27 protein-coding genes are annotated in these 25,788 nt (G+C 70.5%); 12 read left to right on the top strand and 15 right to left on the bottom strand.

Going from position 1 to position 25,788, the window contains the following annotated elements; translation table 11 throughout:
• Positions 1-11: 11 nt before the first annotated feature.
• On the bottom strand, positions 12-242 hold the full coding sequence (locus ASF65_RS16410) for a hypothetical protein (protein WP_055891428.1): 231 nt from the start codon (positions 240-242) through the stop codon (positions 12-14).
• 126 nt (positions 243-368) lie between these two features.
• On the opposite strand from ASF65_RS16410, the gene ASF65_RS16415 reads away from it, so the two are divergent.
• Positions 369-896, top strand: a complete 528-nt coding sequence (locus tag ASF65_RS16415; RefSeq protein WP_156369348.1) for a hypothetical protein — start codon at positions 369-371, stop codon at positions 894-896.
• Positions 897-1,256: 360 nt separating this feature from the next.
• A complete protein-coding gene (locus ASF65_RS16420) occupies positions 1,257-2,873 on the top strand; it encodes a DUF882 domain-containing protein (protein WP_055891434.1) in 1,617 nt (538 codons plus the stop codon).
• Between the two features lie 5 nt (positions 2,874-2,878).
• Here ASF65_RS16420 and ASF65_RS16425 read toward each other — a convergent pair whose 3' ends face one another.
• Genes ASF65_RS16425 through ASF65_RS16445 form a run of 5 tightly spaced genes read right to left on the bottom strand, consistent with a single transcriptional unit; the run spans position 2,879 to position 7,619 of the window.
• Positions 2,879-3,475, bottom strand: a complete 597-nt coding sequence (locus ASF65_RS16425) for an ATP-binding cassette domain-containing protein (RefSeq protein WP_055891439.1) — start codon at positions 3,473-3,475, stop codon at positions 2,879-2,881.
• Positions 3,468-4,244, bottom strand: coding sequence for an ATP-binding cassette domain-containing protein (locus ASF65_RS16430; RefSeq protein WP_156369349.1), 777 nt, complete (start codon positions 4,242-4,244; stop codon positions 3,468-3,470). The genes ASF65_RS16425 and ASF65_RS16430 overlap by 8 nt, the downstream gene beginning before the upstream one ends.
• Complete coding sequence (locus ASF65_RS16435) at positions 4,241-5,047, bottom strand: ABC transporter permease (RefSeq protein ID WP_055891725.1); 807 nt, start codon at positions 5,045-5,047, stop codon at positions 4,241-4,243. The genes ASF65_RS16430 and ASF65_RS16435 overlap by 4 nt, the downstream gene beginning before the upstream one ends.
• Before the next feature lie 38 nt (positions 5,048-5,085).
• Positions 5,086-6,063 (bottom strand): ABC transporter permease, encoded by a 978-nt coding sequence (locus ASF65_RS16440; RefSeq protein WP_244486755.1) that lies wholly within the window; start codon positions 6,061-6,063, stop codon positions 5,086-5,088.
• Positions 6,054-7,619, bottom strand: a complete 1,566-nt coding sequence (locus ASF65_RS16445; RefSeq protein ID WP_244486757.1) for an ABC transporter substrate-binding protein — start codon at positions 7,617-7,619, stop codon at positions 6,054-6,056. Before ASF65_RS16445 ends, ASF65_RS16440 begins: the two co-directional genes overlap by 10 nt.
• 159 nt (positions 7,620-7,778) lie before the next feature.
• Here ASF65_RS16445 and nikR point away from each other — a divergent pair, with 159 nt between their 5' ends.
• Positions 7,779-8,222 (top strand): nickel-responsive transcriptional regulator NikR, encoded by a 444-nt coding sequence (gene nikR / locus ASF65_RS16450; protein WP_055891442.1) that lies wholly within the window; start codon positions 7,779-7,781, stop codon positions 8,220-8,222.
• Positions 8,223-8,234: 12 nt separating this feature from the next.
• On the opposite strand, the gene ASF65_RS21710 is transcribed toward nikR, so the two are convergent.
• Positions 8,235-8,468 carry a hypothetical protein gene (locus ASF65_RS21710; RefSeq protein ID WP_055891445.1) on the bottom strand — a complete coding sequence of 78 codons (234 nt, stop codon included), beginning with the start codon at positions 8,466-8,468 and terminating at the stop codon, positions 8,235-8,237.
• A 196-nt stretch (positions 8,469-8,664) separates the two neighbouring features.
• Here ASF65_RS21710 and ASF65_RS16460 point away from each other — a divergent pair, with 196 nt between their 5' ends.
• A complete protein-coding gene (locus tag ASF65_RS16460) occupies positions 8,665-11,007 on the top strand; it encodes a DUF3772 domain-containing protein (RefSeq protein WP_055891448.1) in 2,343 nt (780 codons plus the stop codon).
• Between the two features lie 22 nt (positions 11,008-11,029).
• Here ASF65_RS16460 and ASF65_RS16465 read toward each other — a convergent pair whose 3' ends face one another.
• Positions 11,030-11,800, bottom strand: coding sequence for a Crp/Fnr family transcriptional regulator (locus tag ASF65_RS16465; protein ID WP_055891451.1), 771 nt, complete (start codon positions 11,798-11,800; stop codon positions 11,030-11,032).
• A gap of 142 nt (positions 11,801-11,942) precedes the next feature.
• Between ASF65_RS16465 and ASF65_RS16470 the strand changes: the two genes are divergently transcribed.
• A complete protein-coding gene (locus ASF65_RS16470) occupies positions 11,943-12,197 on the top strand; it encodes a hypothetical protein (protein WP_055891454.1) in 255 nt (84 codons plus the stop codon).
• 7 nt (positions 12,198-12,204) lie between these two features.
• On the opposite strand, the gene ASF65_RS16475 is transcribed toward ASF65_RS16470, so the two are convergent.
• The 7 genes from ASF65_RS16475 to ASF65_RS16505 all read right to left on the bottom strand — a co-directional run bounded on the left by ASF65_RS16475 (position 12,205) and on the right by ASF65_RS16505 (position 19,075).
• Positions 12,205-12,930, bottom strand: coding sequence for an LrgB family protein (locus ASF65_RS16475; RefSeq protein ID WP_055891457.1), 726 nt, complete (start codon positions 12,928-12,930; stop codon positions 12,205-12,207).
• The gene (locus tag ASF65_RS16480) at positions 12,927-13,304 is read right to left on the bottom strand and encodes a CidA/LrgA family protein (RefSeq protein WP_055891461.1); all 378 of its coding nucleotides are present in this window, start codon (positions 13,302-13,304) and stop codon (positions 12,927-12,929) included. The genes ASF65_RS16475 and ASF65_RS16480 overlap by 4 nt, the downstream gene beginning before the upstream one ends.
• Before the next feature lie 126 nt (positions 13,305-13,430).
• The gene (htpG, locus tag ASF65_RS16485) at positions 13,431-15,323 is read right to left on the bottom strand and encodes a molecular chaperone HtpG (protein WP_055891464.1); all 1,893 of its coding nucleotides are present in this window, start codon (positions 15,321-15,323) and stop codon (positions 13,431-13,433) included.
• A gap of 78 nt (positions 15,324-15,401) precedes the next feature.
• Positions 15,402-16,130, bottom strand: coding sequence for an SDR family oxidoreductase (locus tag ASF65_RS16490; protein WP_055891468.1), 729 nt, complete (start codon positions 16,128-16,130; stop codon positions 15,402-15,404).
• Between the two features lie 66 nt (positions 16,131-16,196).
• Positions 16,197-16,958 carry a glucose 1-dehydrogenase gene (locus tag ASF65_RS16495; protein ID WP_055891470.1) on the bottom strand — a complete coding sequence of 254 codons (762 nt, stop codon included), beginning with the start codon at positions 16,956-16,958 and terminating at the stop codon, positions 16,197-16,199.
• Between the two features lie 16 nt (positions 16,959-16,974).
• Positions 16,975-18,174: an ROK family transcriptional regulator gene (locus ASF65_RS16500; RefSeq protein WP_055891473.1), complete on the bottom strand. Its 1,200-nt coding sequence runs from the start codon at positions 18,172-18,174 to the stop codon at positions 16,975-16,977.
• 16 nt (positions 18,175-18,190) lie between these two features.
• On the bottom strand, positions 18,191-19,075 hold the full coding sequence (locus ASF65_RS16505; RefSeq protein ID WP_055891476.1) for a sugar phosphate isomerase/epimerase: 885 nt from the start codon (positions 19,073-19,075) through the stop codon (positions 18,191-18,193).
• Positions 19,076-19,458: 383 nt separating this feature from the next.
• On the opposite strand from ASF65_RS16505, the gene ASF65_RS16510 reads away from it, so the two are divergent.
• The 7 genes from ASF65_RS16510 (at position 19,459) to ASF65_RS16540 (ending at position 25,759) form a co-directional block, all read left to right on the top strand.
• Positions 19,459-20,892, top strand: a complete 1,434-nt coding sequence (locus tag ASF65_RS16510) for an extracellular solute-binding protein (RefSeq protein ID WP_055891479.1) — start codon at positions 19,459-19,461, stop codon at positions 20,890-20,892.
• A gap of 193 nt (positions 20,893-21,085) precedes the next feature.
• Entirely contained in the window at positions 21,086-21,970 is an 885-nt protein-coding gene (locus ASF65_RS16515) for a sugar ABC transporter permease (RefSeq protein ID WP_055891480.1), read from the top strand.
• The gene (locus tag ASF65_RS16520) at positions 21,970-22,806 is read left to right on the top strand and encodes a carbohydrate ABC transporter permease (RefSeq protein WP_055891483.1); all 837 of its coding nucleotides are present in this window, start codon (positions 21,970-21,972) and stop codon (positions 22,804-22,806) included. Before ASF65_RS16515 ends, ASF65_RS16520 begins: the two co-directional genes overlap by 1 nt.
• A 4-nt stretch (positions 22,807-22,810) precedes the next feature.
• Positions 22,811-23,047, top strand: a complete 237-nt coding sequence (locus ASF65_RS16525; protein WP_055891486.1) for a DUF2160 family membrane protein — start codon at positions 22,811-22,813, stop codon at positions 23,045-23,047.
• A gap of 54 nt (positions 23,048-23,101) precedes the next feature.
• Entirely contained in the window at positions 23,102-24,163 is a 1,062-nt protein-coding gene (gene ugpC / locus ASF65_RS16530; RefSeq protein ID WP_055891488.1) for a sn-glycerol-3-phosphate ABC transporter ATP-binding protein UgpC, read from the top strand.
• Entirely contained in the window at positions 24,160-24,891 is a 732-nt protein-coding gene (locus ASF65_RS16535) for an SDR family oxidoreductase (protein WP_055891491.1), read from the top strand. Before ugpC ends, ASF65_RS16535 begins: the two co-directional genes overlap by 4 nt.
• 94 nt (positions 24,892-24,985) lie before the next feature.
• Positions 24,986-25,759 (top strand): glucose 1-dehydrogenase, encoded by a 774-nt coding sequence (locus ASF65_RS16540; protein WP_055891492.1) that lies wholly within the window; start codon positions 24,986-24,988, stop codon positions 25,757-25,759.
• Positions 25,760-25,788 lie beyond the last annotated feature (29 nt).

Here is a 25,788-nt window from a genome sequence, read left to right on the forward strand (position 1 = left end):
CGCGTATCCTGTCAGACCACGGTGCCGAGGGTCTCGTCCGCGTCGCGATCGGGGTCCTCGTCCGAGGGCGTCGCATCCTCGTCCACCGTCAGGCCCGTGCCGCCGGTGCCGCCGGGGCCCGTCTGCGGGGTGCCGTTGCCGGGGTTTTCCGAGGTCTGGTCGATCGGCTGGCGACCAACGTCGCCGATGCCGCCGCCGTGCCCGGCCTCGTCCCGTTCGTCACGCTCTTTCACGTCTGCCATGATGGTTCTCCTTTCGGAGGAAGAGACGTTTCGCCGCCGATCCCGTTCCGGCGATTCATTTCGGCGCGACACGATCGACTTGGGATGCGCGCCGCCTATCTCTCTCCCCGTGTGTGGGAGGCTTCGATGAAACGTCTTCTGGTGCTGGGCGCCGCCCTTCTCGGACTGTCGGGCTGCGTGTCGGAATACCCCGTCTACGACGACTATCCGGTCTACGAGCCGCGCCCGCGCATCTACGATCCGCGGCCCGTGATCGTCTACGAGGACCGCTACCGGCCGCGGCCGGTCTATCGCGACCGCGATCCCTACTGGCGCGACGACCGCCGCTACGGCCGCTACGACCGCCCGCGCTACCGCGAGGACCCCCGCCCTTATTATGGACGTCCCGGCTACGACCGCCCCGGCTACGATCGGCCGCGGCGGGACTACGACCGGCCCGAGCGCGTCGGCTACGACCGTCCCGGCCGCCCGCCGCGCGTCGCGCCGCCCGCTTATGACCCCCGCAACAACCCGGGTCCGGCCGGCCCCGCGCTGGTCCGCCCGGCGCCGGGTGCCCAGCCGGAGATCAATGCCGGCCGCGCCTTCGGCGGACGTGCCTTGCCGGCGCCGGGCAGCGGCCCCCGGCCCTACATCCCGCCGCAGCCGGCGGACTGATCGCAGGCGCCCGGCACGGGATCGGTTGCCCCGCCCGCAGGAGGCTGGCGGCGATCCGCAGCCATGCGCAGTCTTCGCCGTTCGATGGCGTCGCCTGTCGAGGCGACCATCGACAATGCTCTGCGGAGGAGGGGCGCGTCCGGCACCACCGTCGCGTGTCGTGCGAGCGCGGCGACATGGCCGTATGGTGCGGCACGCGATCGGGGTCTTCCGACTCTCCGTGGCGCGCAGGTCGCGAATGCCGATCCAGCCTCGCGCAACGCATGCCCTCGTGCCGACGCATTCGGTGTGTCATATTGGCCTCACGGAAACGAGAGCAGAGCGTGAAGCATGGCCGTTGGGGGATCGGTTCGACGGCGCGTGCGCCTTCGTCATGCGGCGGCGCTGACTGCCGGACTGATGGGCGTCGCGCTCGGCACGACGGCCACGGCGCGTCCCGAGACGCGAACGCTGCGGATCTACCACATCAACCTGCACGAGAGCTCGGAGATCACCTTCAAGCGTGACGGCAAGTACCTGCCGGACGGCTTGAAGAAGGCGAACTGGGCGTTGCGCGACTGGCGCCGCAACCAGCCGACCACGATGGACCCGCGGCTCCTCGACCTCCTCTGGGAAGCCTACCAGAAGAGCGGCTCGCACATGCCGATCCACGTGATCGGCGGCTTCCGGGCGCCCGAGACCAACAAGATGCTTCGCTCGCGCTCGGCCCACACGGGCGTTGCCGAGCACTCGCAGCACATGCTCGGCAAGGCGGTCGACTTCTTCATCCCCGACGTGCCGCTTGCCAAGCTGCGCGAGATCGGCCTCAAGATGCAGATCGGCGGCGTCGGCTTCTACCCGCGCTCCGGCGCGCCCTTCGTCCATTTCGACGTCGGATCGGGGCGCTACTGGCCGCGCATGAGCCGGCAGGAGCTGACGCGCATCTTCCCCGACGGGAAGACGATCCACCTGCCCGCCGACGGCAAGCCGCTGCCGGGCTATGCGGCGGCGATGGCGTCCTACAAGCAGCGCAAGGGCGCGTCCGAGCTGATGGTGGCCGATGCCGGCTCCACCGCGCCGCGCCGCTCGTTCCTCGCGACGCTGTTCGGCGGCGGGCGCGACGAGGCCGAGGACGAGGCGGAGGCCGGCGATGCCCCGCTGCTGGCCAAGAAGGCCGCGCCGCCGGCCCCTGCGCCCCAGCCCGTTCCCGCCGCGGCGCCGGCCAAGCCTAAGCCACCCGAACTGCCGCCGGGCGTCGCCATGGCCGATGCCGGCGCGTTCGACGCCTCCGCCCCGACGAAGAGTGCCGAGGTCGCGGTCGCGGCCCTCGTGACGCCCGAGCGCGTGCCGCTGCCGACCCACGCCCCGGCGCGCGCCCCCGAGCCGGAGGCGCCGAGCCCGATCGACGCCGTCCTGGTGGCGGCGCTCGCCGAGGAAACGGACGTCGGCTCCGCGCTGCCGCACGGCATTCCGATGCCGCACGAGCGGCCCGCCCTGTCGGGCGCGGCGTCCGAGATCGCACAGGAGATCGCGGCCGCGACGCCGGCTGCGCCCGCCGCCGCACCCGCGCTGTTGGCGGCCGCCTATGCGCCCGACACGTCGGCCAGTCTCGCACGCGCGCCGATGCCGCACGCCCGCCCGCCGATCCTAGAAGCGTCGCTCGATCGCCGCGCCGCGGTGCCTGCCGCTGTTGCGCCCGCCTCCAGCCTTGCCGCCAAGGTGCGCGGCGGCCGCGTCGCCGGGGCCGCGCGTCCCGAGAAGCGGGCGCATCAGGCGCGTCCGTCGGGCTCGCAGACTGCGATCGCCGCCCTTCTCGCCGACCCCGAGCGCCGGGCGCTGGAACAGGCGCCCTCCCTGCCGAGCGCCGACAAGCTGGTGGCCGAGCGTCCGCACGACGTCCTCGCGCTCGGCTTCGCACCGACCGGCGCCAAGCCCGGCAGCGCGGCGCATTTCTCGGGCCGCGCCGTCAACTTCCTGCCGGTGCGCCACATCGACTGACGGCCTCAGGCCGTCAGCGACACCGCGCGCGTCGCGACGCGCGCGAGAAGCGCGCGGTCGTGGCTGATCGCGAGGATCCCGAGACCGCGCTCGGCCGCAAGAGCCATGAGCACCCGCCAGATCTCGGCCTGCGCGATCGCATCGAGCGGGGCGGAGATCTCGTCCGCGACGAGAACCCGGACGCCCGGCCGTAGCGCGCGCAGGAGCGACACGCGCTGCAACTGGCCGCCCGAGAGCTCGTGCGCGAAGCGCCGCTGCCACGCCGGCTCGACGCCGAGACGCGCCGCCAGGGCCGGATCGGGCGGGCCGGCCTCGGCGACGATCCGCCCGATGCGCCAGCGCGGGTTCATGTCGAGCACCGGATGCTGGGCGAGATACTGGACCGGGCGCAGGCCGGCGGACGGCAGGGGCGCCCCGTCGAGCCGCAGCGCGCCCGCCTGCAGCGGCAGCCGGCCGGCGAGAAGCTTGGCGAGCGTCGTCTTGCCGATCCCGGATCGCCCGAAGAGGCCGACGATCTCGCCCGGCGCGATCGCAAGCGTCACCGGGGCGAGCGCCGGGCGGCCGGGCGCATAGGCATAGGACAGGCCGGTCGCCTCAAGCATCGACGCCGAACCCGTTCTGCGGCAGGGCCCGCCAGAGCGCCCGGCCGTAAGCGCTGGCAATACCCTCGCCCGCCCCCGAGAAACCCGCAGTCGGCTCGACCGCCTCGATCCGCCCGCCGCGCATCAGCGCGACGCGGTTGGCGAAGGGCAGCGCCGCCGGCAGATCGTGGGTGACGAGAAGCACCGCGCCGCCGCGCCGGGCGACACCCGCCAGCGCCGCGAGAACGACGGCGGCGCTGTCCGGGTCGAGATGGTCGGTCGGCTCGTCGGCGACCACGAGGTCGGGCCCGCCCGCAAGGCTCGCCAGCGCCAGCACGCGGCGCGCCATGCCGCCGGACAGCTCGTGCGGATGGGCTCGGCGCACCGCCGGGTCGAGCCCGAAGCGGCGGAACCCCTCCGCGCCGGGATCGCGGGCGCCGGCGCGGCGCGCGGCCAGCGCCACCTGCCGCCCGACCGGCATCAGCGGATCGAGATGGGTGACGGACTGCGGCAGGAGCGCGATCCGCCGGCCGCGAAGCCGGGGCAGCGTGTCCGGCCCGAGCACGCGATCCTCGAACCGGACCTCGCCGCGGACCTCGGCGCCCGGCGGCAGGAGACCGAGGATCGCATGGGCGAGGAGGCTCTTGCCCGCCCCCGACGCGCCGACGAGGGCGACGATCTCGCCGCGGTCGAGATCGAGCGACAGATGGCGGAGCACCGCGTCCATCGCGGCCGACCCTTGCGAGGCAAAACGCACCGACAGGTCGCGGATCGACAGGAGCGCGCTCACCGCGCCGCCCGCGGATCGAGCCGGCGGCGGGCCGCACTCCCGATCGCCTCGAAGGACAGGGCGAGCGCGAGGAGCGCGAGGCCCGGAAACAGGGCGAGCCACCAGCGCCCGGCGCTCAAGGTCCGCATCGCATCGGCCAGCAGCACGCCGATCGCAGGCTTGGAAGGCTCGAGGCCGAAGCCGAGAAAGGTCAGCGCCGCTTCGTGCAGGATCGCATGCGGGAAGAGGAGCACGAGGCCGACGCCGAGCTGCGGCAGGAGATGGGGCAGGACATGCGCGCGCGCGACGAAGAGGCGCGAGCGCCCGAAGCCGCGCGAGGCCGCGACATAGTCGCTGGCGAGGACGCCGAGGAGTTCGGCGCGCAGGATGCGGGCGAGGCGCGGCCAGTGGGTGAGCGCGACGGCGATCGCCACGGCCTCCGCGCCGCCGCCGAGCGAAAAGGCGATCAGGATCAGGGCGACGAGATGGGGCAGGCTGAGCGCGGCGTCGATCAGTAGCGAGACGGCGGCGTCAGAGGCTCGGCTCAGCGTCGAGACGAGGGCGAGGAGAAGCGCGATCGCGGCAGAGGCGGTGGCGGCGAGACACCCGATCCGCAGGCTCACCGACAGGCCCTGCAGGGTGCGGGCCAGCATGTCGCGCCCGAGCGCGTCGGTGCCGAAGGGGTGCAGGAATTCCGGCGGCCGGAGCCGGGCGGCGAGATCGGGAACGAGCCCCCGGTCGCCGAGCACGAGCGGCGCCAGCGCCGTCAGGGCGACCGCAAGGATCGCCAGCGCAAGGAGCGGCCGGCGCCGCGTGGATGCCATGGGCGCCACGTCGGCCGGCCGGTCGAGCGGCAGGGCGCTCAAGCGATCGGGCCCGGCGCGCGCAGGCGCGGGTCGATGCGGGCGTAGAGCCGGTCCGCCACGAGGTTTCCGGTGGCGACCAGCGCGGCGGCCATAAGCGTCAGCGCGAGAAGCAGCGGCACGTCGCCCTGCGTGCCGGCCTGGACGGTGGCGCGGCCGAGGCCGGGATAGGCGAAGACCTGTTCGGCGAGCACCGCCCCGCCGAGGATTTCGCCAAGCGAGGCGCAGACGATGGTGAGCGCCGGCAGGAGCGCTGCGCGCGCCGCATGGCGCCAGGCGACGTCGCGGCGGCTCGCCCCTTGCGCAAACGCAAAGAGCGCGTGGTCGGAGCGCATGGCGGCGGCGACCGCCTCGCGGGTGTGGAGCGCCACCGGCGCGACGCCGAAGAGCGTGAGGACACCGAGCGGCAGGGCGAGGTGGGCGAGCGTCTCGGCCAGCGTCACCCGGTCCGGCGTCACGCCGATCGGGCCGGAACAGCAGAGTGGCGCCCAGCCGAGCTGGACGGAGAAGACGGTCAACGCCACGATCGCCAGCCAGAAGGTCGGCGTCGCCGCCAGGAGATAGGCGTAGAGGCGCACCGCGCGATCCAGCCGCGAGCCTTCGCGCGTGCCGGCGAGGGTGCCGAGCGCGAAGCCGAGGACGCCGGAAGCCAAGAGCGCCGGCAGGGCGAGGCGCAGGGTCGCCGCGCCACGCTCGGCGATCACCGCGGCGACCGGCGCGTTGTGGCTGGTGCTCCAGCCGAGATCGCCCGCAAGCACGTGCCCGAGCCACCGGCCGAACTGCACGGGCGCCGGCTGGTCGAGGCCCCACGCCGCCTCGATCCTCTCGCGCTGCTCCGGCTGGAGGCGCGCGATGCCGGGGCCGAGATAGGCGGCGACCGGGTCCACCGGCGACAGGCGCACGAGCGCGAAGGCGATACATGCGACGAGGAGGAGCAGCGCCGCGAGCCGCAGGGTCGCCGGGAGGATCAGTCGCACGTCCAGGTCCAGCTCGCGATCGAGGCGGTGATCGGCCAGCCGTGGCCGTGCGGCTCGATCTGTGGACGGCCGACGTCGAGGCAGCGGTTCACGAAGTAGACGTGGTCGAGATTGACGAGCCAGGCCCAGGCCGCGTCGCCTCGGGTGCCGTAGCCCGTCTGCCCGTCGAAGGCGGCCTTCGACCAGAAGGGATAGGAGGCCTCGAGGCTCGGCGCGCCCTGCGCCTCGGCAAACAGGGCATCGACGCGGGCGTTCCCGTAGAAGGTCGGGTTCTGGTACTCCACACCCGCCAGCGTCGACTGGTAGAGGCTGTAGAGCTGGTAGGGCGAATGGCTGCCGAAGCCGAAGATCACCGGCTCGGCATGCATCACGCGCCCGATCGCGTCCCAGGACGAGCCCTTCGGAGTCGCCTCGATCCCGAGCGGACTGAGCAGCGCGGCCACCGTCTCGGCCAGCGCCTGCCGCGTCGCGTCGGCGGCCGGGTAGTTGATCGGGAACGCGGCGCGCACGCCGTTCTTCGCGCGGATGCCGTCCGCGCCGGGCACCCAGCCCGCCGCATCGAGTAGGCGCCGCGCGCCGTCGAGATCGGTGGCGACGGTCTCGTCCTCGCCCGCCCAGGGCAGCCCGTCGGCCGGGCCGAAGGCCGGCGTGCCGTGGCCGTTCAGGGCGACGTCCACCACCGCCTGCCGGTCGAGCCCGAGATTGATCGCATGGCGGATCGCGGGGTCGGCGGTGACCGCGTTGCCGATCCGACCGCCGTCCGGCGCGGTGCGCCCCTCGTCCGGCGGGAAGGGCAGGCTGAGGCCGCGATTGTCGACGGTGCGAACGGGAAGGGCGCGAAAGCCTTCCGGCAGCGCATCGGCGAGCGGCGCGGGCACCGACACCATGTCGACCGCGCCGCCGCGCGCGGCCGCCAGCCCCGCGTCGTCGCCGGTGAACAGGAAGGTGACGCGCCCGAAGGCGGGCGCTCGGCCGTAGTAGTTCGGGTTGCGCTCGACGATCAGCTGCTCGCCCGGCTGCCAGGACAGGAAGCGGTAGGGACCCGAGCCGACGGGGCGGCGCCCGTAGTCTGATCCATAGGAGGCGGCGGGCACGATGCCGAGCGAGAAGAAGGTCTCGGTGAAGGTGATCCAGGGCTTCTTGAGGCGCAGGCGGACGGTCGTATCGTCCAGCGCCTCGGCCCCGTCTAGCACCGAAAGGTCGAGCGCGCCGGCCGTGTCGCGGCCCTTCAGGTAGGTGAAGGCGACGTCGCGGGCGGTGAGCTTCGTGCCGTCGGAGAAGACCGCGTCGGGCCGGATCGTGACGGTCCAGGTCCGGCGATCGTCCGAGAGCGTCCACGCCGTCGCGAGATCGGCTTGCGTCTCAAGGTCCGGACCGCGTGTCAGAAGCGTCGACTGGAACAGGGGATGGCCGTAGGCGCCCCAGCCGAGCAGCGGGTCGAAGCCGGTCTCCGGTTCGCCGCCGATCGCCAGCACGAGGTCGGTCTTCGGCGCACCAAGGGCGGGCGCCCCGAGGTACAGGAGCACGAGGCCGGCGCGCAGGACGATTGGGAACACGGGAACTCCGGGACAGGCGATCTTCGAATCGCCGCGACACTAGGGGAGCACCGGTATGCAGTCTATCGGGAATCATCATACTCGCAGGTGGGCGGTCGCATCCGGCCGCGGTTCCCGCTAGAAGCCGCGTCGAGCGATGGACGGAACGGGAGCCCTCTCATGCAGCGCGTGACGGTGACGCTGGACGACGAACTCATGGCCGACATCGACGCGGTGATGGCCGAGCGGGGCTATGCCAACCGCTCGGAGGCGATCCGGGACCTGGCCCGTGCCGGACTGTCTCGCGCGCGCGCGGACACCGGCGAAGGCGGCTGCGTCGCGGCGCTGGTCTATGTCTACGACCACGCCGCACGCGACCTGTCGCGCCGCCTCACCCACGCCCATCACGACCATCACGACCTGTCAGTCTCCAGCCTCCACGTCCATCTCGATCAGGGAACCTGCATGGAGGTGTCGGTGCTGAAAGGCGAGATCGGCGCGGTGCGGCACTTTGCGGACCACGTGATCGCCGAGCGCTCGGTCCGGCACGGCGAGCTGGTGCTGATCCCCGATGCCGGCGGTTCGACGGCGAAGGGCGCCCCGCACCCCCACGATCACGACTGAACGAAGGCCGCCTCAGGCGGCGCTGCGAAGGCCCTCGGCCGGCTGCATGTCGGCGCTGCCGACCTGCATCAGGAAGACCCGGCGCGCAGCCGCGCTCTCGGCGACCTCGCGGTCACCGACGACGGCGGCCAGACGCGCAACCTCCTCGCGAAAGCGCTCGATCTCTTCGGCGGAGGGCCGAAGAACCAGATCGAAGCGGCGGGTCAGTTCGTCGCGCAGCAAAAGAATGTCCTTGTCGCGGTTCATGAGGGGCCAAGTGGCGCGAGGCGGAGGTTTGTCGAGCGGCCGCGCACGGCCAAATCATCGAAGGCAGCCACATTTCAGCCCATCGGATCGGATCAGAACCCGCCTCTTGCCGAGCGGCGGCGCCAAGGGGATGGAGCGGCCGCCCGTGAACCGGACTTCGAGGGGACGGCGCGCCTTGCGCCGATGCGACACGACCATGATCCGATCGACCCAGAGGCTCCTGGCCGGCCTTGCCCTTCTGTTCTGGCTCGCCGGCGCCGGCATGCCGGTCGCCCTCGCGCAGGACGCGGGCGCCGCGCAGGAGACGATCGCCGCCGTCGACAGCCAAGCGAACGATCTCGCCGCGATCCGCCAGGCGGCCGACGGCGACACCACGGTCGACCAGAAGGCGGAGCTTCGCGACCGCGCCATGGCGGTGGGCTCGGCGGCCAACGAGGCGGTCGGCCTGCTCGAGCCGCAGCTCGCCGCGATCGACGCACGGATCGCGGAGCTCGGCGAGGCGAACGAGACCGAGGCGCCCGACGTCAAGGCGCAGCGCGACCAGCTGGCCGCCCAGCGCGGCGACATCGATTCGGCGATCAAGCGCGGACGCCTCGTCGGCGCCGACGCCAAGGAAACGATCGACCGGATGATCCGCGAGATCAACGAGGCCTTCAGCCGCGACACGTTCAAGGAGGTCGCCTCCCCGCTCTCGCCGCTCCTGTGGACCCAGGTCGCGAACCGCCTGCCCGACGATCTCGCCCGTGCCCGCGATTTCGCGCGCGACTGGCGCAACCAGATCCCGCAGACGGGGCCGCTGACGCGCATCGCGGCCGTGGCCGGGTCGCTGGCGCTCGCCCTCGTGCTCGCCCTGCCGCTGCGCCGACGCCTGCGCGAGGTCGGCCGGCGCGTCGCCTCCGAACAGGTGCCGAGCACGCGCGCGCGCCGCTCGGCGCTGGCGCTGTGGTTCGTGGTGGTCGGCACGCTCACCGCCGCGCTCGGCGTCTCGATCTTCTTCTTCGGCCTCGGCTGGGCCGGGGTCCTGACGCGCACCGTGCGCCCGCTCGCCGAGAGCCTCGCCCAGACCGCGGCGCTCGGCGCCTTCGTCCTCTCGCTCGGCGCCGGGCTTCTCCTCGTCGGTCAGCCGTCTTGGCGGCTCCTGCCGCTCGACGAGACGGCCGTGCAGCGCCTGCGACCGTTCCCGGCGCTCGCCGCGGTCCTCACCTTCCTCGGCGTCCTCCTGGTGGAAGGCGGGCGGGCCGTGGGCGTCAGCCAGCCGGCCGCGATCGTCGTCAACTACGTCGTCGCCGTCGTCTACGGCGCGCTGATCGTCTCGGTCCTCGTCACCCTCGGGCGCATCCGCCGCGCCCACCCCGACGCGGCCAGCCGCCAGCCGAGCGCGCGCACGACGCTGGTGACGATCGCCACGCTCCTCGCCTGGGCCTGCGTCGCGGCCAGCCTCGTCGCCGCGCTCCAGGGCTATGTGAACTTTGCCCTCTTCCTGACGCGGCAGGTGATCTGGACGGCCGTCGTCTCGGCCAGCGCGTTCCTGCTCCTCGTCGTGGTGGACGACCTGTGCACCACATTCCTGTCGGGCGACAGCCGGCTCGGGCGCTCGCTGCACACGGGGCTCGGCCTCCGGCGCGCGCAGGTCGGGCAGCTCGGCGTCCTCCTGTCGGCGATCCTGCGCATCGCCATCCTCGTCTGGGCGGCGCTTCTCCTGTCGGGACCGCTCGGGCCCGGCGCGAGCTCGCTGTTCTACCAGATCGGCTCCTCGGCCGAAATCCAGATCGGCGGCTTCACCATCGTGCCGGGCGCGATCCTGAAGGCCGCCGTGGTGCTGGCGGTCGGCATCGGCCTGATGCGCGTCGTGCGCCACTGGCTGGAGGAGCGCTACCTGCCGGCGACCGACCTCGACCCCGGCGCGCGCAACTCGGTCTCGACGATCGTCACCTATGCCGGCATCCTGCTCGCCGGGTTCTGGGCGATCACGACGCTCGGCATCGGCGTCGAGCGCATCGCGCTGGTCGTCTCGGCCCTGTCGGTCGGTATCGGCTTCGGCCTCCAGGCGATCACCCAGAACTTCGTCTCCGGGCTGATCCTTCTCGCCGAGCGCCCGGTGAAGATCGGCGACACGGTGCGCATCGGCACCGACGAGGGCGACGTGAAGCGCATCAGCGTGCGCTCCACCGAGATCCAGATCGCCGACCGCTCGACCCTGATCGTCCCCAATTCCGAGCTGGTGACGAAGTCGATCCGCAACATGACGCTGGCCGACCCGCTCGGGCGCATCCAGATCATGTTGTCGGTACCGATCGACGCCGACGTCGTGGCGGTGCGCGGCGCGATCCTCGAGACCTTCGCCGGACACGAGACGGTGCTGGCGGAGCCCGCGCCCTCCGTCTTCATCGACGGGATCGACGACGGCAAGGTGACCTTCAAGTCCTTCGCCTTCGTCGGCGGCCCGCGCCAAGTCTACGGCACGCGCAGCGCGATCCTCTTCACGCTGCTCGGGCGCTTCCGCTCCGAGGGCATCCACCTCACCGCGCCGCCGGCCTGAGGTGGGCCGGCCGGGGCGCCGGTCAGACGAGCGTCTCGCGGTCCGCCTCGGTCTGGTGACCCACCTCCTCGGCGCCGGGGCGGCGCAGGTGCAGGTAGCTCGGCTCGAAATTGGCGAGCCGCATCAGCGCGCCGAGGTCGTCGACCTGCAGCGAGCGCCCTTTCAGGACGATCAGCCCTTCGGCGCGCAGGTCCTGCAGCATGCGGTTGGTGTGGACGATCGAGATGCCGAGCGCATCCGACATGTCGGCCTGCGTGATCGGAAACGGGCAGGCGCCGGTCTCGTCGACGAGCCCGATCGAGCGCATGCGCACGAAGGTCTCGCACAGGAGATGGGCGACGCGCTCCGAGCCCGTCCTCTGGCCGAGATTGGTCAGCCATTCGCGCGTCGTCGCCTCGCCCACCAGCTCGTTCCACCAGAAGGCGCGGCGCAGGCGCGGGCAGCGCGTCATCAGCGCCTCGATCTCGTCCGACCCGATCTGCGCGATGCGCAGCGGCGAGATGGCGCCGATCGAATGGTCCATGACGCCCAGCACGTCGTTGTGAAGGTCGCAGAGGTCGCCCGGAATGAAGAAGGACAGGATCTGCCGCCGGCCGTCCGGCAGGATCTTGTAGCGGCAGGCGAAGCCCTCGAGCACGAGATTGACGAAGCCGGGCTTCTGCCCCTGCTCGATGATGTCGTCGCGGCTGTTGAGAACGCGTGGCCGCCGGCCGGCGAGATCCTGCAGCGCCAGGCGCTCCTCGTCGGACAGCGGCGCGAAGTTCTGCAGTTTGCGGATGAGATAAACGACCAAGACCAGCCCTCCGGAACAGGCCCTTCCGAATGGATTGGGGTTCGTTCGTCCATTAACTAGTTTAACTTCCCCCTCTCCCGTGGACCCGGCAGTCTGTCAGCCGCCCAACGATGCCCCATCCTTCCCGGGGACTGGAGGCGACATGCTTGATCCCACATCCCTGTTCGTCGGCGCCGCCGAACCCGAAGCGCGCGACCGCGAACCCCTTCACGGCACCCGCCTGTTCGCCGTTCTCGCCGAAAGCTGGGCGGAGGCCGAGGCCTTGATCCGCGACGCGCTCGGACGCCCCGACGCCGCGATCGCACGCCGCGAGGACGCGCCCTCGCGCCTTTACGCCCAGCGCCTGCCGTTGCGGCCGCACGCCGCCGTCGAGTTCAGCCTGGAGCGGCGCGGCTGACGGCGTCTCAGCGGAGCAGCCCGACGACGATCGGAACGACGAGCGCCGTCAGGAGCCCGTTCAGCGCCATGGCGAGCCCGGCGAAGGTGCCGGCCACGCCGTCCACCTGGAAGGCGCGAGCGGTGCCGATGCCGTGCGAAGCGAGGCCTGCGGCAAAGCCGCGCGCGGCATAATCGCGGATGCCGAGCGCGTTCATGAGGGGCGTGACGAGGATCGCGCCGATGATGCCGGTGGCGATCACGAAGACGGCGGTCAGCGCCGGGTCACCGCCGATCTCGCCCGCGATGCCCATGGCGATGCCGGCGGTCACGGATTTGGGCGCGAGCGCCAGGAGCAGCGGCTCGGGCACGCCGAAGAGGAGCCCGAGCCCGACGGCCGAGCCGGTGGCGGCCAGCGCGCCCGCGGGAAGCGCAAGGAGCACCGGCCCCAGCATCGAGCGCACCATCGCGCGGTTGCGCCAGAGCGGCACGGCGAGCGCGACGGTCGCCGGCCCCAGCATGAAATGGACGAACTGAGCGCCCGAGAAATACGTGGCGTAGGGCGTATCGGTCGCCGCGAGAAGCGCGACGAGGACCGCGATCGACAGGAGGATCGGGTTGACCAGCGGATGGTCGCCGCTCGCCCGCGCCACGGCGCGCGCAGCGAGGAAGACGCCGATCGTCAGCGTCAGCCAGAGAAGCGGGCTCGCGGAGAGATAGACCCAGAGCTCGAAGAGGGACGCCCCGCCGTTCATGCGGCACCGCCTTCCCGCCGGCGGCGGACGAGACGGAAGACGCCGACGGTGACGAGGAGCGTCAGCACCGTCGACAGGACGAGGGCGGCCAGCACGCCCGGCCCGTTGGCAAGGAGGAGATCGGGCGAGCGTGCGATACCGACGCCCGCCGGCACGAAGAGGAGGCCGAGATGGGCGAGAAGCCCGTCGGCGACGCGGCCGACCGGTGCGTCCGCCGCCGCCACGCGTCCCGCCCGGCGTCGCTCGGTGACGGCGAGGATGCCGAGCAGGAAGACGATGCCGAGCACCGGGCCCGGCACCGGCAGGCCGAGAAGGCGGACGACCGTCTCGCCGGCCAGCTGGCAGGCGAGAAGCACGAAGAGGCCGAGAAGCACGAGGGGCAGCCTTTCGGAACGGGGGAACGAACGTCCCCCATCCTTACGGGCTGCACCGCACGCAAACCAGCAGGCACCCGCCTGACGCAGCGTTCAACCCCGGTGCGTCAGGCGCCGGGCCGAGCCTCAGCCGAGCGCGCGCGCCAGCACGCGGCCGAGGCGCGCGGCGAAGGCCCGGGGGTCGGACGGCGCCTCGCCGTCGGCGACGCGCGCCTCGTCGAGAAGAAGGCGCGCGGCGTCCTCGCGCAGCGCGGCGTCGCCGGCACCCAGCCGCGCCAGGCGCGCCACGAGATCGTGGCGCGGGTTGACCTCGAGAATGGGCTTTGCAGCCGCGCCGCCGAGCCGGCCGGCGCTCGCCAGGAGACGCTCCAGCTGCCGGTCCATGCCGCGATCGTTCGCCACGAGGCAGACGGCGCTGTCGGTCAGGCGCTCGCTGGCGCGCACGTCCGAGACATCCGCCCCGAGCGTCTCCTTGAGATAGGCGATGAAGCCCTCGACCTCCGGTACGGCCTCGGTGGCGGCGGGCTCCGAGCCCTCCTTCAGCGGCACGGCGCCGAGATCGGCGAGCCCCTGCGTCACCGAGCGCAGCGGCTTGCCCTCGAACTCGGGGACCATCGAGGTCCAGAACCCGTCGACCTGATCGGTCAGGAGAAGCACCTCGATGCCGCGCGCGGCAAAGCCCTCGAGCTGCGGCGAGGCCTTCAGCCGCTCGGCATCCGCGCCGACGGCATAGTAGATCGCCGCCTGCCCCTCCTTCATGTCGGCGACGACATCCTTGAGGCTGCGCCAGGCCGTCCCGCCCGTCGTGGTGTGGAAGCGGGCGAGGCCGAGGAGGGCGGCGCGCCGGTCCTCGTCCTCGTAGAGCCCTTCCTTCAGGACGGCGCCGAAATTCTCCCAGACGCCGGCGTAGCGGTCCGGGTCGCTCTCAGCGAGCTTGCCCAGCTCCGACAGGACCCGGCTCGTCACGCCCTTGCGGATCGCGGCGAGCACCCGGCTTTCCTGGATCATCTCGCGCGAGACGTTGAGCGGCAGGTCGGCCGAATCCACGAGGCCGCGAACGAAGCGCAGCCAGCGCGGCAGGATCTCGGTCTCGTCGGTGATGAAGACGCGACGCACGTAGAGCTTCATGCGGCCGGCGCGCTCGGGGTCGAAGAGGTCGAAGGGCTTCGAACCCGGCACGAAGGCGAGGACGGTGTATTCGTGCAGGCCCTCGGCGCGATAGTGCAGCGTCAGCGCGGGGTCGTCGAACTGGCCGGCGAGCGTGCGATAGGCGTCGGCGTAGTCGTCGGCCGAAATCTCGGACTTCGGCTTCGTCCACAGCGCCGCGCCGTCGGCGATGCGCCGCGGCTCGGCATCGGGTGCGGTCTTCAGAGCGATCGGCACCGGCACGTGGCCGGACTGGGCGCGCACGGTCTGTTCGATGACGTGGGGCTCGAGATAGGTTCCGGCGTCCTCCTTGACGTGGAGCGTCACGCGCGTGCCGCGCGGCGGCGCCTCGGCCGGATCGGCGGCGCCGACCGTGAAGGTGCCGAGGCCGTCCGAACTCCAGCGCGCCGCCGTGTCGCCGCCGGCACGGCGCGAGACGGCGTCGACCCGGTCCGCCACCATGAAGGCGGAATAGAAGCCGACGCCGAACTGGCCGATGAGCCGGCTTTCGCCGCCCTTCGCCTCTTCCGCCATCCGGTCCATGAAGGCGCGCGTGCCGGAGCGCGCGATGGTGCCGAGCGCTTCGGTCATCTCGGCCTCGCTCATGCCGATGCCGTTGTCCTCGACGGTGAGCGTGCGGGCCGCAGGGTCGATCGTCAGGGTGATCAGCGGCTCGCCGCCCGCGCCAAGGATATCGGGGTTCGCGATCGCCTCGAAGCGCAGCTTCTCGCAGGCGTCGGCGGCGTTGGAGACGAGCTCGCGCAGGAACACGTCCTTGTCGGAATAGACCGAGTGCACCATCAGGTGCAGGAGCCGGGCGACGTCCGCCTCGAAGCTCTTCGTCGTCTCGCCCGTTGCCGTTTCCGCCGTCATGCCGTGTCCCTCTCTGGCCTCAAACCGAGCCGCGACATGGCGGCTCGGGGCTGAGGTTTCAAGCGGCGACGGGCTGTCTCAGATGTCGAAGTTCTGCGGCAGGAGCACGAGGTCGCGCACCACCGTGTTGCGCGGGCGCGTCAACATGAAGAGGACAGCCTCGGCGACCTCCACCGGCTGGAACAGCGCGCCGTTCTCGATCGCCCGCTTCAGGTTCTCGGCCGGCCAGTCCTGGACGAGGGGCGTCACCACCGGTCCCGGCGCGATGGCGCCGACGCGCACGCCGTGCTTGGCCACCTGCCGGCGCACGGCATGGGTGAAGGCCTGCACCGCGTGCTTGGAGGCCGTGTAGACAGGCTCCCACGGGATCGCCTGATGGCCGGCGACCGAGCTCGTCACGATCACGTCGCCGGTGCCGCGGCCGATCATGTGCGGCAGCACGGCATGGACGCCGCGGAACACGGCATTGACGTTGAGGTTCAGCATCCGGTCGAAAGCGTCGGCGTTGCCGTCCACGAGGTCGCCGCCGATGTAGGAGCCGGCGTTGGCGTGGAAGATGTCGAGCTGGCCGGCCTCCTCCAGGATGCGCGGCAGCATCGTGTCGGTGCTCGCGGCATCGGTGATGTCCACTTTCAGCGCGCTCGCGCCCGTCCCGAGATCGGCGACCGCCTTGTCCAGGCGCTCGTCGTTGTTGTCGACGATGAAGACGCGCGCCCCGTTCGCCAGCATGATGCGGGCGCATTCGAGGCCGATGCCCGAGGCGCCGCCCGTGACGGCCGCGACCTTGCCCGCCAGTTTCTCTGCCATGTCGATGGTTCCTCCCTTTGGAAATTCGTCGGCGCGTGACGCGTCGGTCAGCGGGTGACGCGTCGGTCAACGCGTGAGATATCCGCCGTCGACCGGCAGCACGGCGCCGGTCACGTAGCTTGCGGCGGGCGAGCAGAGGAACAGGGCGCAGGCCGCGACCTCCTCCGGCTGGCCGTAGCGGCCCATCGGCGTCATCCGCCGCCAGACCGGGTCCCAGTCCGGGTTGTCGAAGCCGCCGCGCGTCATGTCCGTGTCGATATAGCCGGGCGCCACCGCGTTGACGCGCACGCCGTCCGGCGCGAACTCGCTGGCGAGCGATTTCGTCAGCATATGCACTGCGGCCTTGGACGCGTTGTAGGCCGCCTGGTTCTGCGGAATGTTGGAGATGAAGCCGGACACCGATCCGACGTTGAGGATCACGCTCTCGCCCGCCGCCTTCAGGTGCGGCAGCGCCTCTCGGCAGAAGCGGAAGACGGAGGCGACGTTGGTCGAGAGGATCAGCTCCAGCCGCTCGTCGTCGAAGGTTTCCGTCTCGCCGTGCGAGGCGACGCCGGCATTGTTGACGAGGATGTCGATGCGTCCGAAGCGCTCGATGCACTGCGCGAGCGCGCGCGCCGGCATGCCGGGGTCGCGCACGTCGCCGCGCGCCACGTCGAACTCGGTGCCCGACACGCGAAGCGCCGCCTCGCCCTCCGGGTTGTCGCGCCGGGCGGTGACGAGGCAGCGCGCACCGGCATCCCCAAGCGCTTCGGCGATCGCGAGCCCGATGCCCCGGTTGCCGCCGGTCACGAGGGCGACCTTTCCGTCCAGTCGAAACCGATCCAGCATGGTGTGTGGTCTCCCGTCAGACATGGGCGGGTTCGGCGTCGGCCGCCAGGAACCGCTGGTGAAGGATGCAGGCGGCACCGAAGGCGGCACCGAAGGTCGGGTCGGCGTTGACGACGATGCCGGGCATGGGAAAGCCGGGGTCCTGGATGCGCGCCCAGTGCGCGGCGACGCGCGCGCCGACCAGGGGATAGAGCGCGGCGAGCGAGCCGCCGAGCACGATCTGGTCGGGGTCGACGAGCCGGCAGCCCTGCGACAGGCCGAAGGCGAGCGCGCGCGCCCAGCCTTCCGCGATCGCGACGGCGCCCGGCGCGCGGTCCTGAACCTCACTCAGAAACGCCTCCAGCGTCGCCGCGCCGTCAGGCGCGCTGGCGCGCCAGGCGGAAAGGACACCCTCCAGCCCGACGAGTTCCTCCAGCCGCCGCCACGCGCCGTCGCCGGCCGGCACGAGAAGATGGCCGATCTCGCCGGCGAGCCCGTGGCCGCCCCGGAAGAGCGCACCGTCGACGAGGATGCCGCCGCCGACGCCGGTTTCCAGCACCAGCGCCAGGGTGACGCCGGGCCGGGCGGCATCGCGTCCGTAGGCGTCGCCGATCGCGAACGCGTTGGCATCGTTCTCGGCGGCGACCGGCACATTGTCCGGTAGATGGGCGCGCATGAGCGCGGCGGGATGGACGTCGCGCCAGCCGAGAAGCGGCGCGACGCGCACGCGCCCGCCGCGCTCCATCTGCGCGGGGATGGCGATGCCGAACCCCTCGCAGCGCGCCCAGCCGTCCGTCGGCAGCGCGTCGGCGGCGAGGCGCGCGGCGGTCTCGAAGGCGTCGTCGAGCCCGGCCGCCGGCGCGTCGAAGGCCGCGATGCGCTGCGCGACGATCGTGCCTGACAGGTCGATCGCGACGAAGCTGATGTGCTCGACGCCGATCTCGACGCCGGCAAAGAACACGGCGTCCGGCTGGAGTTCGAGAAGAATGCCCGGCCGCCCCGCCCGGCCCTTGGCCGCGCGCTCCGCCCCGTCCGGCGCGTCGGCCACCTCGCGCACCAGCCCCTCGGCGGTGAGCGCGGCGACGATGTGGCCGGACGAAGAGCGGTTGAGCCCGAGGACGCGCGCCAGATCCGCCCGGCTCAGCCGCCCGAAGCGGTGCAGCGCGCGCAGCGCCGCCATCTCGCTGCCCTGCCGGACGCGGCGGAGTGCGGGATCGAGGGACGCGGCGTGCGACACGGGCGCTCCCGTCGGCTTACGGCCGCGCGTTGGTGGCGCGGCGGCGCTTGGCTTCGTCCTGCTTCAGCTCGATGAAGGTCTTGGCATGGCGTGCGAGCGGCATGTTGTCGGTCCAGGTGTCGCGCCAGATCGCGCAGGCGAGCGAGAGCGCCTCGTCCACCACGGCGGAGGAGAAGGACTCGAACGTGATGTTTCTGGCGTAGTCGATGTCGAGCAGCGCGTCGAAGATCAGCTCGAAGTCGATCACGCCGTCGCCGAGATAGCCGCGGTTGCTCTCGCCGATATGGAAGTAGCCGAGCTTGTCGCCGGCCAGGCGCAGGGCGGCGGCGGGATTGGCCTCCTCGATGTTCATGTGGAACGTGTCGAGGTGGAGCCGCACATGGTCGGAGCCGGTCTTCTCGATGAAGTCGAGCCCTTGCGCGGTGGTGTTGAGGACGTTGCTCTCGAAGCGGTTGACGACCTCGAGCACGAGGTCGACGCCGGCGTCCTTGGCAATGTCGGCGGTCTTGGCGATGGCCGCGATCGCGTTCTGGCGGCCGCGCTCGGTCGGCATCGCGCCGTACTTCGTATGGGCGGAGTAGAGGATGCCGCCGAGCGTCTTGCCGCCGACGTCGCGCACCGCCTTCACGGCGTCGGCAAGCAGCGCCTCGCCCGCCTTCACCACGCCCGCGTCGGTGCTCGACACGTCGGCGGCAAGCGGCAGGCCCATGGTGACGGCGATCTCGATGTCGAGCGAGCGCGCCTTTTGCCCGAGGCGGTCGAGATCGAACTTCTCGGGGCGCAGGTAGGCGAATTCGATGAGGCGGTAGCCGCATTCGGCCGAGCGGTCGAGCGCGCGCTCCAGTTCGTCCTGCGTTCCGCCGCCCGTCCAGACGAACGAATGGATCCCCAGCCGCTTCATCGCGCGCTCCTTTATTGTTGGATTACGCAACAAAATCTGCGCAACCATGATTTGTCAAGCGCCCGACGTGCTGCGCCGCAAAGTCAGTGATATGCGCTGCAGCATTGCCATATTGTGCAGATGCTCGCTGGGAAACAAGCGCTGCGGTTATGCCAACGTCGACGATGCAGCGTTTCTTGCGCCGCATGCAACATAATATGACAGATCGCGCAACAAATGTTGTGCACGGGCCCGTGATGGTCTAGGCATAAGGGCACGGCCTTCCCGCCCGGCGCGTCCGGCGGACCGATGGCCCGCTTTTCCAAAAGGAGAAACCGCCCGGCCAACAAGGGCGGGAGCAACGCGCCGCCGAGCAAGGCGGACCTTGGGGAGGAACGAAACTCATGAAGCGAAACTTCAGCACCAGCCTGATCGCCCTGACGATCGGCCTCGTCGGCGGCCTGTCCACCGCGCATGCGGACTTCTGGTCCGACGCCGGCGCCAAGTTCAAGGGCGTGACGCTGCACGGCGTGACCGAGAGCACGCCGCCGTCGAACTACGTCAAGGACGTGCTCGCCAAGCAGTTCGAGGAGAAGACCGGCATCAAGGTCGAGCTGGAAACCACCTCGTGGGACCAGATGTACGACAAGGCCATCAAGGACATGGAGGCCAAGACCGGCATCTATGACATGGTCTATATCGAGCAGGACATCGTCTACGCCTACCTGCAGCGCAACTTCCTGACCGACATCACGAAGACGCTCGCCGACAAGCCGGACCTCAAGGCGCCCGAGTTCGACGAGAAGAACTTCACCACCTTCGCCGACTATTTCCGCGGCACCAACAACGACCTCTTCGGCGTGCCGATGGAGGCCTTCATCAAGGTCTACCTCTACCGCAAGGACCTCTTCGACGATCCGAAGATCAAGGAGGCCTTCAAGGCCAAGACCGGCAAGGACCTCGCGCCCGCCAAGACGCACGAGGACTACACCCAGATCGCCGAGTTCTTCACCGAATACGGCAAGGAGAACGGCGGACAGCTCTGGGGCACGACCTCCCAGGCGCACACCGGCCATCCCGCCTCCTGGTACGAATACGTCGAGTCCGTCGCGCCCACCTTCGGCGTCTACAACTGGGGCATCAACGCCGACGACAACTACGGCGCCACCGTCGAGCACGGCGGCACGATGAACAGCGACAAGGCCAAGGCCGCACTGAAGTACTTCCTGCACCTGCGCGACATCGCGCCGCCGGAATCGGCCTCCAGCACCTGGTCCGAGGTCGCCACGACCTTCGCGGCCGGCCGCGCCGCGCAAGGCCTCGTCTACGGCGAGAACGCGGCCTGGATCGCGTCCGACGCTTCGAAGTCCAAGGTCGTCGGCAAGGTCGGCATCGCGCTGCCCCCGCTGTCGGAGGGCGTCATGGCGGACGCGGAATCGGGCAAGGGCTATATCGGCTACTACGACGGTGGCGCCTTCGGCGTGCCGGTTACAGCCAAGAACCAGGACGCCGCGCTTCTCTTCCTCCAGTACATCGGCCAGAACTCGGTGCAGCCCGACTGGGCCGTCGCCGCGCCGCGCATCACCAACACCGCCACCTACGACGACCCGAAGGTGAAGGAGATGGATACGACGCTCGGCGGCTACTACACGATGCTGAAGAACGACGGGAAGCTGTTCGCCGGCGCGCCGAAGTATCCGTTCCACGCGCAGGTCCGCGAGACCGTCGCGCCGATCTTCTACCGCATCCTGACCGGCGAGGTCGGACCGGACGAAGGCCTCGACGAGATGGCTGCCGCGACGGAAGAGGAACTGACGAGCCTCGGCTACCGCAAGTAGGCCAAGAGCTCGGAGGCCGCCGGCATCACCGGCGGCTTCGCTGACGCTCTCCTCCGGGGCCGGCTTTTGCGGTCGCCCCGGAGCGACCGCGACCGAGCAGGGCGCCCGTCCGCGGGCCGCCGCACGCGCCTTCGCGTGGCGCCCTCCCCTTGCCCGAATCCTCGACCGCGAGCCCCTCGAGAGGATGGTTCCCATGCGTTCCAACAAGGTCGGCTGGCTGCTTCTCGCCCCGACGATCATCATCCTGGCGACCTTCGGCATCGTGCCGTTCGTCTACGTGCTCTACGTCGCGTTCCACCAGTGGAACCCGTTCGGCGCCAGCCCGGACATGATCTTCAACGGCGCCAACAACTTCCGCCGCCTCGTCTTCGACAAGGCGTTCCTCACGGCCATCTGGTACACGCTGAAGTTCGCCTTCTTCGCGGTCGCCTCGGAAGTCGTCATCGGCTACCTCCTGGCCCAGCTTTTCATGAAGGAGTTTCCCGGGCGCGGCTTCTTCCGCACGATCCACACCCTGCCGCTGATCGTCGCCCCGATCGTCGTCGGTTCGGTCTGGCGCCTTCTGACGACGCCCTCGATCGGCATCATCCCCTACTATCTCAACGCCTGGTTCGGCTACGAGCTGAACATCGGGCGCGACGCCGGCGCCGCCTTCGTCCTCACCGTCATCATGGACATCTGGCACTGGACGCCGCTCGTCACCCTGACGCTGCTCGCCGCCCTCGTGTCCTTGCCCAAGGAGCCCTTCGAGCAGGCGCAGATCGACGGCGCCAGCCGCTGGCAGGTGTTCTGGCACATCACGCTGCCGATGATCCGCCCGGCGATCCTCGCCACCGTCTTCATCCGCCTGATGGACGCGCTGCGCACCGTGGACGAGGTGTGGATGCTGACCGGCGGCGGCCCGGGCGCCGCCACCCGCTACATCGGCCTCCACATCTGGAAGGTCGTCTTCCCGAAGACCGACTACGGCTACGGCTCGGCGATCTCGGTGATCGTCCTCTACCTCACGCTCGTGATGTGCTGGATCCTCTACGTCGCCCTCGTCGCCCCCCGCACCCGCAAGAAGAGGACGTTCTGATGCGCCAGTCGCGCCCCTTCGTCTCGATCCTCCTGTGGATCGCGCTCTCCTTCCTGACCCTCTTCCCGATCTACTGGCTGTTCGTCATCTCGGTGAAGCCGGCGGTCGACCTCTTCACGACGCCGAGCGTCTTCCTCGACACCGTGTTCTGGGACAACTACGCCAACGTCCTCGGCAACGAGACGCTGCGCCGCTACATGATCAACTCGATCATCATCTCCAGCGGAAACGCGGTCCTCTGCACGACGCTCGCCTTCATGGCCTGCTACGCGCTGTCGCGATACGATCTCGGCGGCAAGGAGAACATCTTCTTCTGGACGATCACCAACCGCATGGCGCCGGCCGCGGTCTTCCTCCTGCCCTTCTTCCTCCTGTTCACGCAGGTCTTCGCGATCGGGGACTTCAAGCTCTACGATACGCGGATCGGCATGATCCTTCTCTACTGCACCTTCAACCTGCCGTTCGCGATCTGGACGCTCCGGCCCACCATCGACGGGCTGCCGAAGGAACTCGACGAGGCGGCGACCGTCGACGGCGCCTCGACCTGGCAGGTGATCCGCGAGGTGATCTTCCCGCTGGCGCGTCCCGGGCTCGCCGTCACCTTGATCCTCACCTGGGTCTTCGCCTGGAACGAGTTCCTGCTGGCCGCGACGCTCACGAGCTTCAACGCCCGCACCATCACCACGGGCCTGTCGGAATACGTCACCACCACCGGCACCGAATGGGGCACGATGGCCTCGATCGCCATCATCACCCTCATCCCCGCCCTCGTCGTCTTCGCCGTCGTGCAGCGCCACATCGTGGCCGGCCTCACCTTCGGCGCGGTGAAGGAGTAACCCCATGGACAAGACCGTCGACCTCGACGCCGCCGACGAGGAAGCCAGCGCCAAGCCGCCCGCGGTGCGCCACGGCTTCCTGCCGATCAGCACCAACTGGTTCGACCGGCTCTTCATCGGGATCTACCTCTTCGTCGCGCTGGAGCTTCTCTGGATGCGCTTCCTGGAGCAGGCGATCCCCCTCACCGTCTGCCACGTCATCGCGATCGCGCTCGGCGCGCTGATCGTCTGGAAGGGCTGAGGCGGGCTCCTCGCCCGGCTCGCCCGACACGCCCCTCACTTTCCAAGGTTCCCCATGGCACAGGTCACCATCCAGAACGTCGTCAAGCGCTACGGCCAGGTGCAGGTCATGCACGGCGTCGACGTCGATGTCGGCGACGGGCAGTTCGTGGTGCTGGTCGGCCCGTCGGGCTGCGGCAAGTCCACGCTCTTGCGCATGATCGCGGGGCTGGAGCCGATCTCGGGCGGCACGATCTCGATCGGCGGGCGCGTCGTCAACGACGTGGCCCCCAAGGATCGCGACATCGCCATGGTGTTCCAGTCCTACGCGCTCTACCCGCACAAGACGGTGGCCGAGAACATGGGCTTCGCGCTGAAGATCAAGGGCGCGCCGAAATCCGAGATCGAGCAGAAGGTGAGGAAGGCGGCCTCTATCCTCGATCTGGAAAAGTATCTCGACCGCTACCCGAAGGAGCTGTCCGGCGGCCAGCGCCAGCGCGTCGCCATGGGCCGCGCCATCGTTCGCGATCCGCAGGTCTTCCTCTTCGACGAGCCGCTGTCGAACCTCGACGCCAAGCTGCGCGTCGCCATGCGCGTCGAGATCAAGGAACTCCACCAGCGGCTGAAGACCACGATCGTCTACGTCACACACGACCAGATCGAGGCGATGACCATGGCCGACAAGATCGTCGTCATGCGCGACGGGCGCGTGGAGCAGATCGGCGCGCCGCTCGACCTCTACGACAACCCGGTCAATACGTTCGTCGCCGGCTTCATCGGCTCGCCCGCCATGAACTTCGTCCACGGGCGGATCGAGGCGGGCCCGAACGGCGCCGTCTTCGCCGCCGACGGCGGCGCCCGCCTGCCGCTCGGGGAGAGACAGGTCGAGCCCGGCCGCACCGTCACCTACGGCATCCGCCCCGAGCACATCGACATCGGACCGGGCGGCGTTCCCGCACGCGTCTCGGTGCTCGAGCCGACGGGCTCGGAAACGCAGGTCTTCGCGAAGGTCGGCAAGGATTCGCTCGACGCCGTGGTCAAGGACCGCATCGGCGCGCAGCCGGGCGAGGAGGTCTCCTTCATGATCGACACGCGCCGCGTCCATCTCTTCGACCGCGAGACGGGGCGCCGGCTGTGAGCGCCGACTTCACCGGCCGACGCGTCGTCGTCACCGGCGCCGGCAAGGGCATCGGGCGCGCCACCGCGCTGATGCTGGCAAGGCGCGGCGCCCAGGTGATCGCGCTGACCCGCTCGGGCGCCGATCTCGAAACCCTAAAGGCCGAGACGGGCTGCGAGACCGTCGTCGTCGACCTCGCGGACGCAGAGGCAACGCGCGCGGCGGCGAGGCAGGCGCTGCCCGCCGACCTTCTCGTCAATTGCGCGGGCACGACCGAGCTCGAATCCTTCCTCGACGTCTCCGTCGAGAACTTCGACCTCCTCTACGCCGTCAACACGCGCGCGCCGATGATCGTCGCACAGGAATACGCCCGCGAGCGGGTGGCGGCGGGCCGGCCCGGCGCGATCGTCAACGTGTCGAGCTGCGCCTCCTTCGTCGGCATTCCCGACCACGCCGCCTACTGCGCCTCCAAGGCCGGGCTCGACGGGCTGACCCGCGTCATGGCGAAAGAGCTCGGGCCGAAGGGCATCCGCGTCAACGGTCTCCATCCGACCGTGACCCTGACGCCGATGGCGGTGAAGGCCTGGAGCGACCCGGACAAGGCGGCCGCGATGCTCCAGCGCATCCCGCTCGGCCGCTTTGCCGAGCCGGACGACATCGCCGAGGTGATCCTCTTCCTCCTGTCGGACGCCGCCGCCATGGTCCACGGCCTGTCGATGCCGGTGGACGGCGGGTTCATGGTCGCCTGAGGGAAACCGAATTGCGCGCCCGCGGGTCCGCCAAGCCGGCGGCTCCGCGCGCCCCGGCCTCCACCCCTTCATAGACGCTTGAGGAGACCTTTCGATGTTTCAGGAGAAGTTCCGTCTCGACGGGCGCACGGCCGTCGTCACCGGGGGCGGGCGCGGCATCGGCCTGTCGATCGCCGAGGCTCTCGCCGAGTTCGGGGCGCGCATCGTCATCGCCGACATCGACCGCGCCGTCGCGGACGCCGGCCTGGCAGCCCTCAAGGGCAAGGGCTTCGAGGCCGAAGCCCATGTCCTCGACGTGACGAAGCCCCGCGACGTCGAGGCCTTCGCCGAGAGGATCGTCGCGGCGCACGGGCGCGTCCACATCCTCGTCGCCAATGCCGGCATCGGCATGTCCGGCGTCGCGGCGGAGGATACGGAGGACGAGCGCTGGCTGAAGGTCAACGACGTCAACTACAACGGCGTCTTCTGGTGCAACCGCGCCTTCGGCCGGCACATGCTGAAGGCCGGCGGCGGGGCGATCGTCAACATCGGCTCGATGTCGGGCTTCATCTCCAACCGGCCGCAGAAGCAGACCTACTACAACGCCTCGAAAGCCGCCGTGCACCAGCTGACGTCCTCGCTCGCCGCCGAATGGGCCGATCGGGGCGTGCGCGTCAACGCGGTCGCGCCGACCTACATCGAGACCGAAATGACGCGCTACAGCGAGGGCAACGAGGGCATGATCGACGTCTGGCTGCGCGACACGCCGATGCACCGCATGGGCCAGCCGCACGAGATCGCCTCCGTCGTCCACTTCCTGGCCTCGGACGCCTCCAGCCTGATGACCGGCACCACGGTGCAGGCCGACGCCGGCTTCACCTGCTGGTAGGCCTCGTACCGCACCCCGCGAACCGACCC

This window comes from Aureimonas sp. Leaf324 (genome assembly GCF_001423245.1).
GTDB lineage: Bacteria > Pseudomonadota > Alphaproteobacteria > Rhizobiales > Rhizobiaceae > Aureimonas.

Excerpts from the sequence above, each read along its gene's own strand:
- ASF65_RS16415 (WP_156369348.1), top strand. The coding sequence starts at position 369 with ATGAAACGTCTTCTGGTGCTGGGCGCCGCCCTTCTCGGACTGTCGGGC.
- ugpC (WP_055891488.1), top strand. The coding sequence starts at position 23,102 with ATGGCACAGGTCACCATCCAGAACGTCGTCAAGCGCTACGGCCAGGTG.
- ASF65_RS16515 (WP_055891480.1), top strand. The coding sequence starts at position 21,086 with ATGCGTTCCAACAAGGTCGGCTGGCTGCTTCTCGCCCCGACGATCATC.
- ASF65_RS16540 (WP_055891492.1), top strand. The coding sequence starts at position 24,986 with ATGTTTCAGGAGAAGTTCCGTCTCGACGGGCGCACGGCCGTCGTCACC.
- ASF65_RS16470 (WP_055891454.1), top strand. The coding sequence starts at position 11,943 with ATGCTTGATCCCACATCCCTGTTCGTCGGCGCCGCCGAACCCGAAGCG.
- ASF65_RS16435 (WP_055891725.1), bottom strand. The coding sequence starts at position 5,047 with ATGGCATCCACGCGGCGCCGGCCGCTCCTTGCGCTGGCGATCCTTGCG.
- ASF65_RS16425 (WP_055891439.1), bottom strand. The coding sequence starts at position 3,475 with ATGCTTGAGGCGACCGGCCTGTCCTATGCCTATGCGCCCGGCCGCCCG.
- ASF65_RS16410 (WP_055891428.1), bottom strand. The coding sequence starts at position 242 with ATGGCAGACGTGAAAGAGCGTGACGAACGGGACGAGGCCGGGCACGGC.
- ASF65_RS21710 (WP_055891445.1), bottom strand. The coding sequence starts at position 8,468 with ATGAACCGCGACAAGGACATTCTTTTGCTGCGCGACGAACTGACCCGC.
- ASF65_RS16460 (WP_055891448.1), top strand. The coding sequence starts at position 8,665 with ATGATCCGATCGACCCAGAGGCTCCTGGCCGGCCTTGCCCTTCTGTTC.
- ASF65_RS16520 (WP_055891483.1), top strand. The coding sequence starts at position 21,970 with ATGCGCCAGTCGCGCCCCTTCGTCTCGATCCTCCTGTGGATCGCGCTC.
- nikR (WP_055891442.1), top strand. The coding sequence starts at position 7,779 with ATGCAGCGCGTGACGGTGACGCTGGACGACGAACTCATGGCCGACATC.
- ASF65_RS16510 (WP_055891479.1), top strand. The coding sequence starts at position 19,459 with ATGAAGCGAAACTTCAGCACCAGCCTGATCGCCCTGACGATCGGCCTC.
- ASF65_RS16490 (WP_055891468.1), bottom strand. The coding sequence starts at position 16,130 with ATGGCAGAGAAACTGGCGGGCAAGGTCGCGGCCGTCACGGGCGGCGCC.
- ASF65_RS16505 (WP_055891476.1), bottom strand. The coding sequence starts at position 19,075 with ATGAAGCGGCTGGGGATCCATTCGTTCGTCTGGACGGGCGGCGGAACG.
- htpG (WP_055891464.1), bottom strand. The coding sequence starts at position 15,323 with ATGACGGCGGAAACGGCAACGGGCGAGACGACGAAGAGCTTCGAGGCG.
- ASF65_RS16495 (WP_055891470.1), bottom strand. The coding sequence starts at position 16,958 with ATGCTGGATCGGTTTCGACTGGACGGAAAGGTCGCCCTCGTGACCGGC.
- ASF65_RS16525 (WP_055891486.1), top strand. The coding sequence starts at position 22,811 with ATGGACAAGACCGTCGACCTCGACGCCGCCGACGAGGAAGCCAGCGCC.
- ASF65_RS16475 (WP_055891457.1), bottom strand. The coding sequence starts at position 12,930 with ATGAACGGCGGGGCGTCCCTCTTCGAGCTCTGGGTCTATCTCTCCGCG.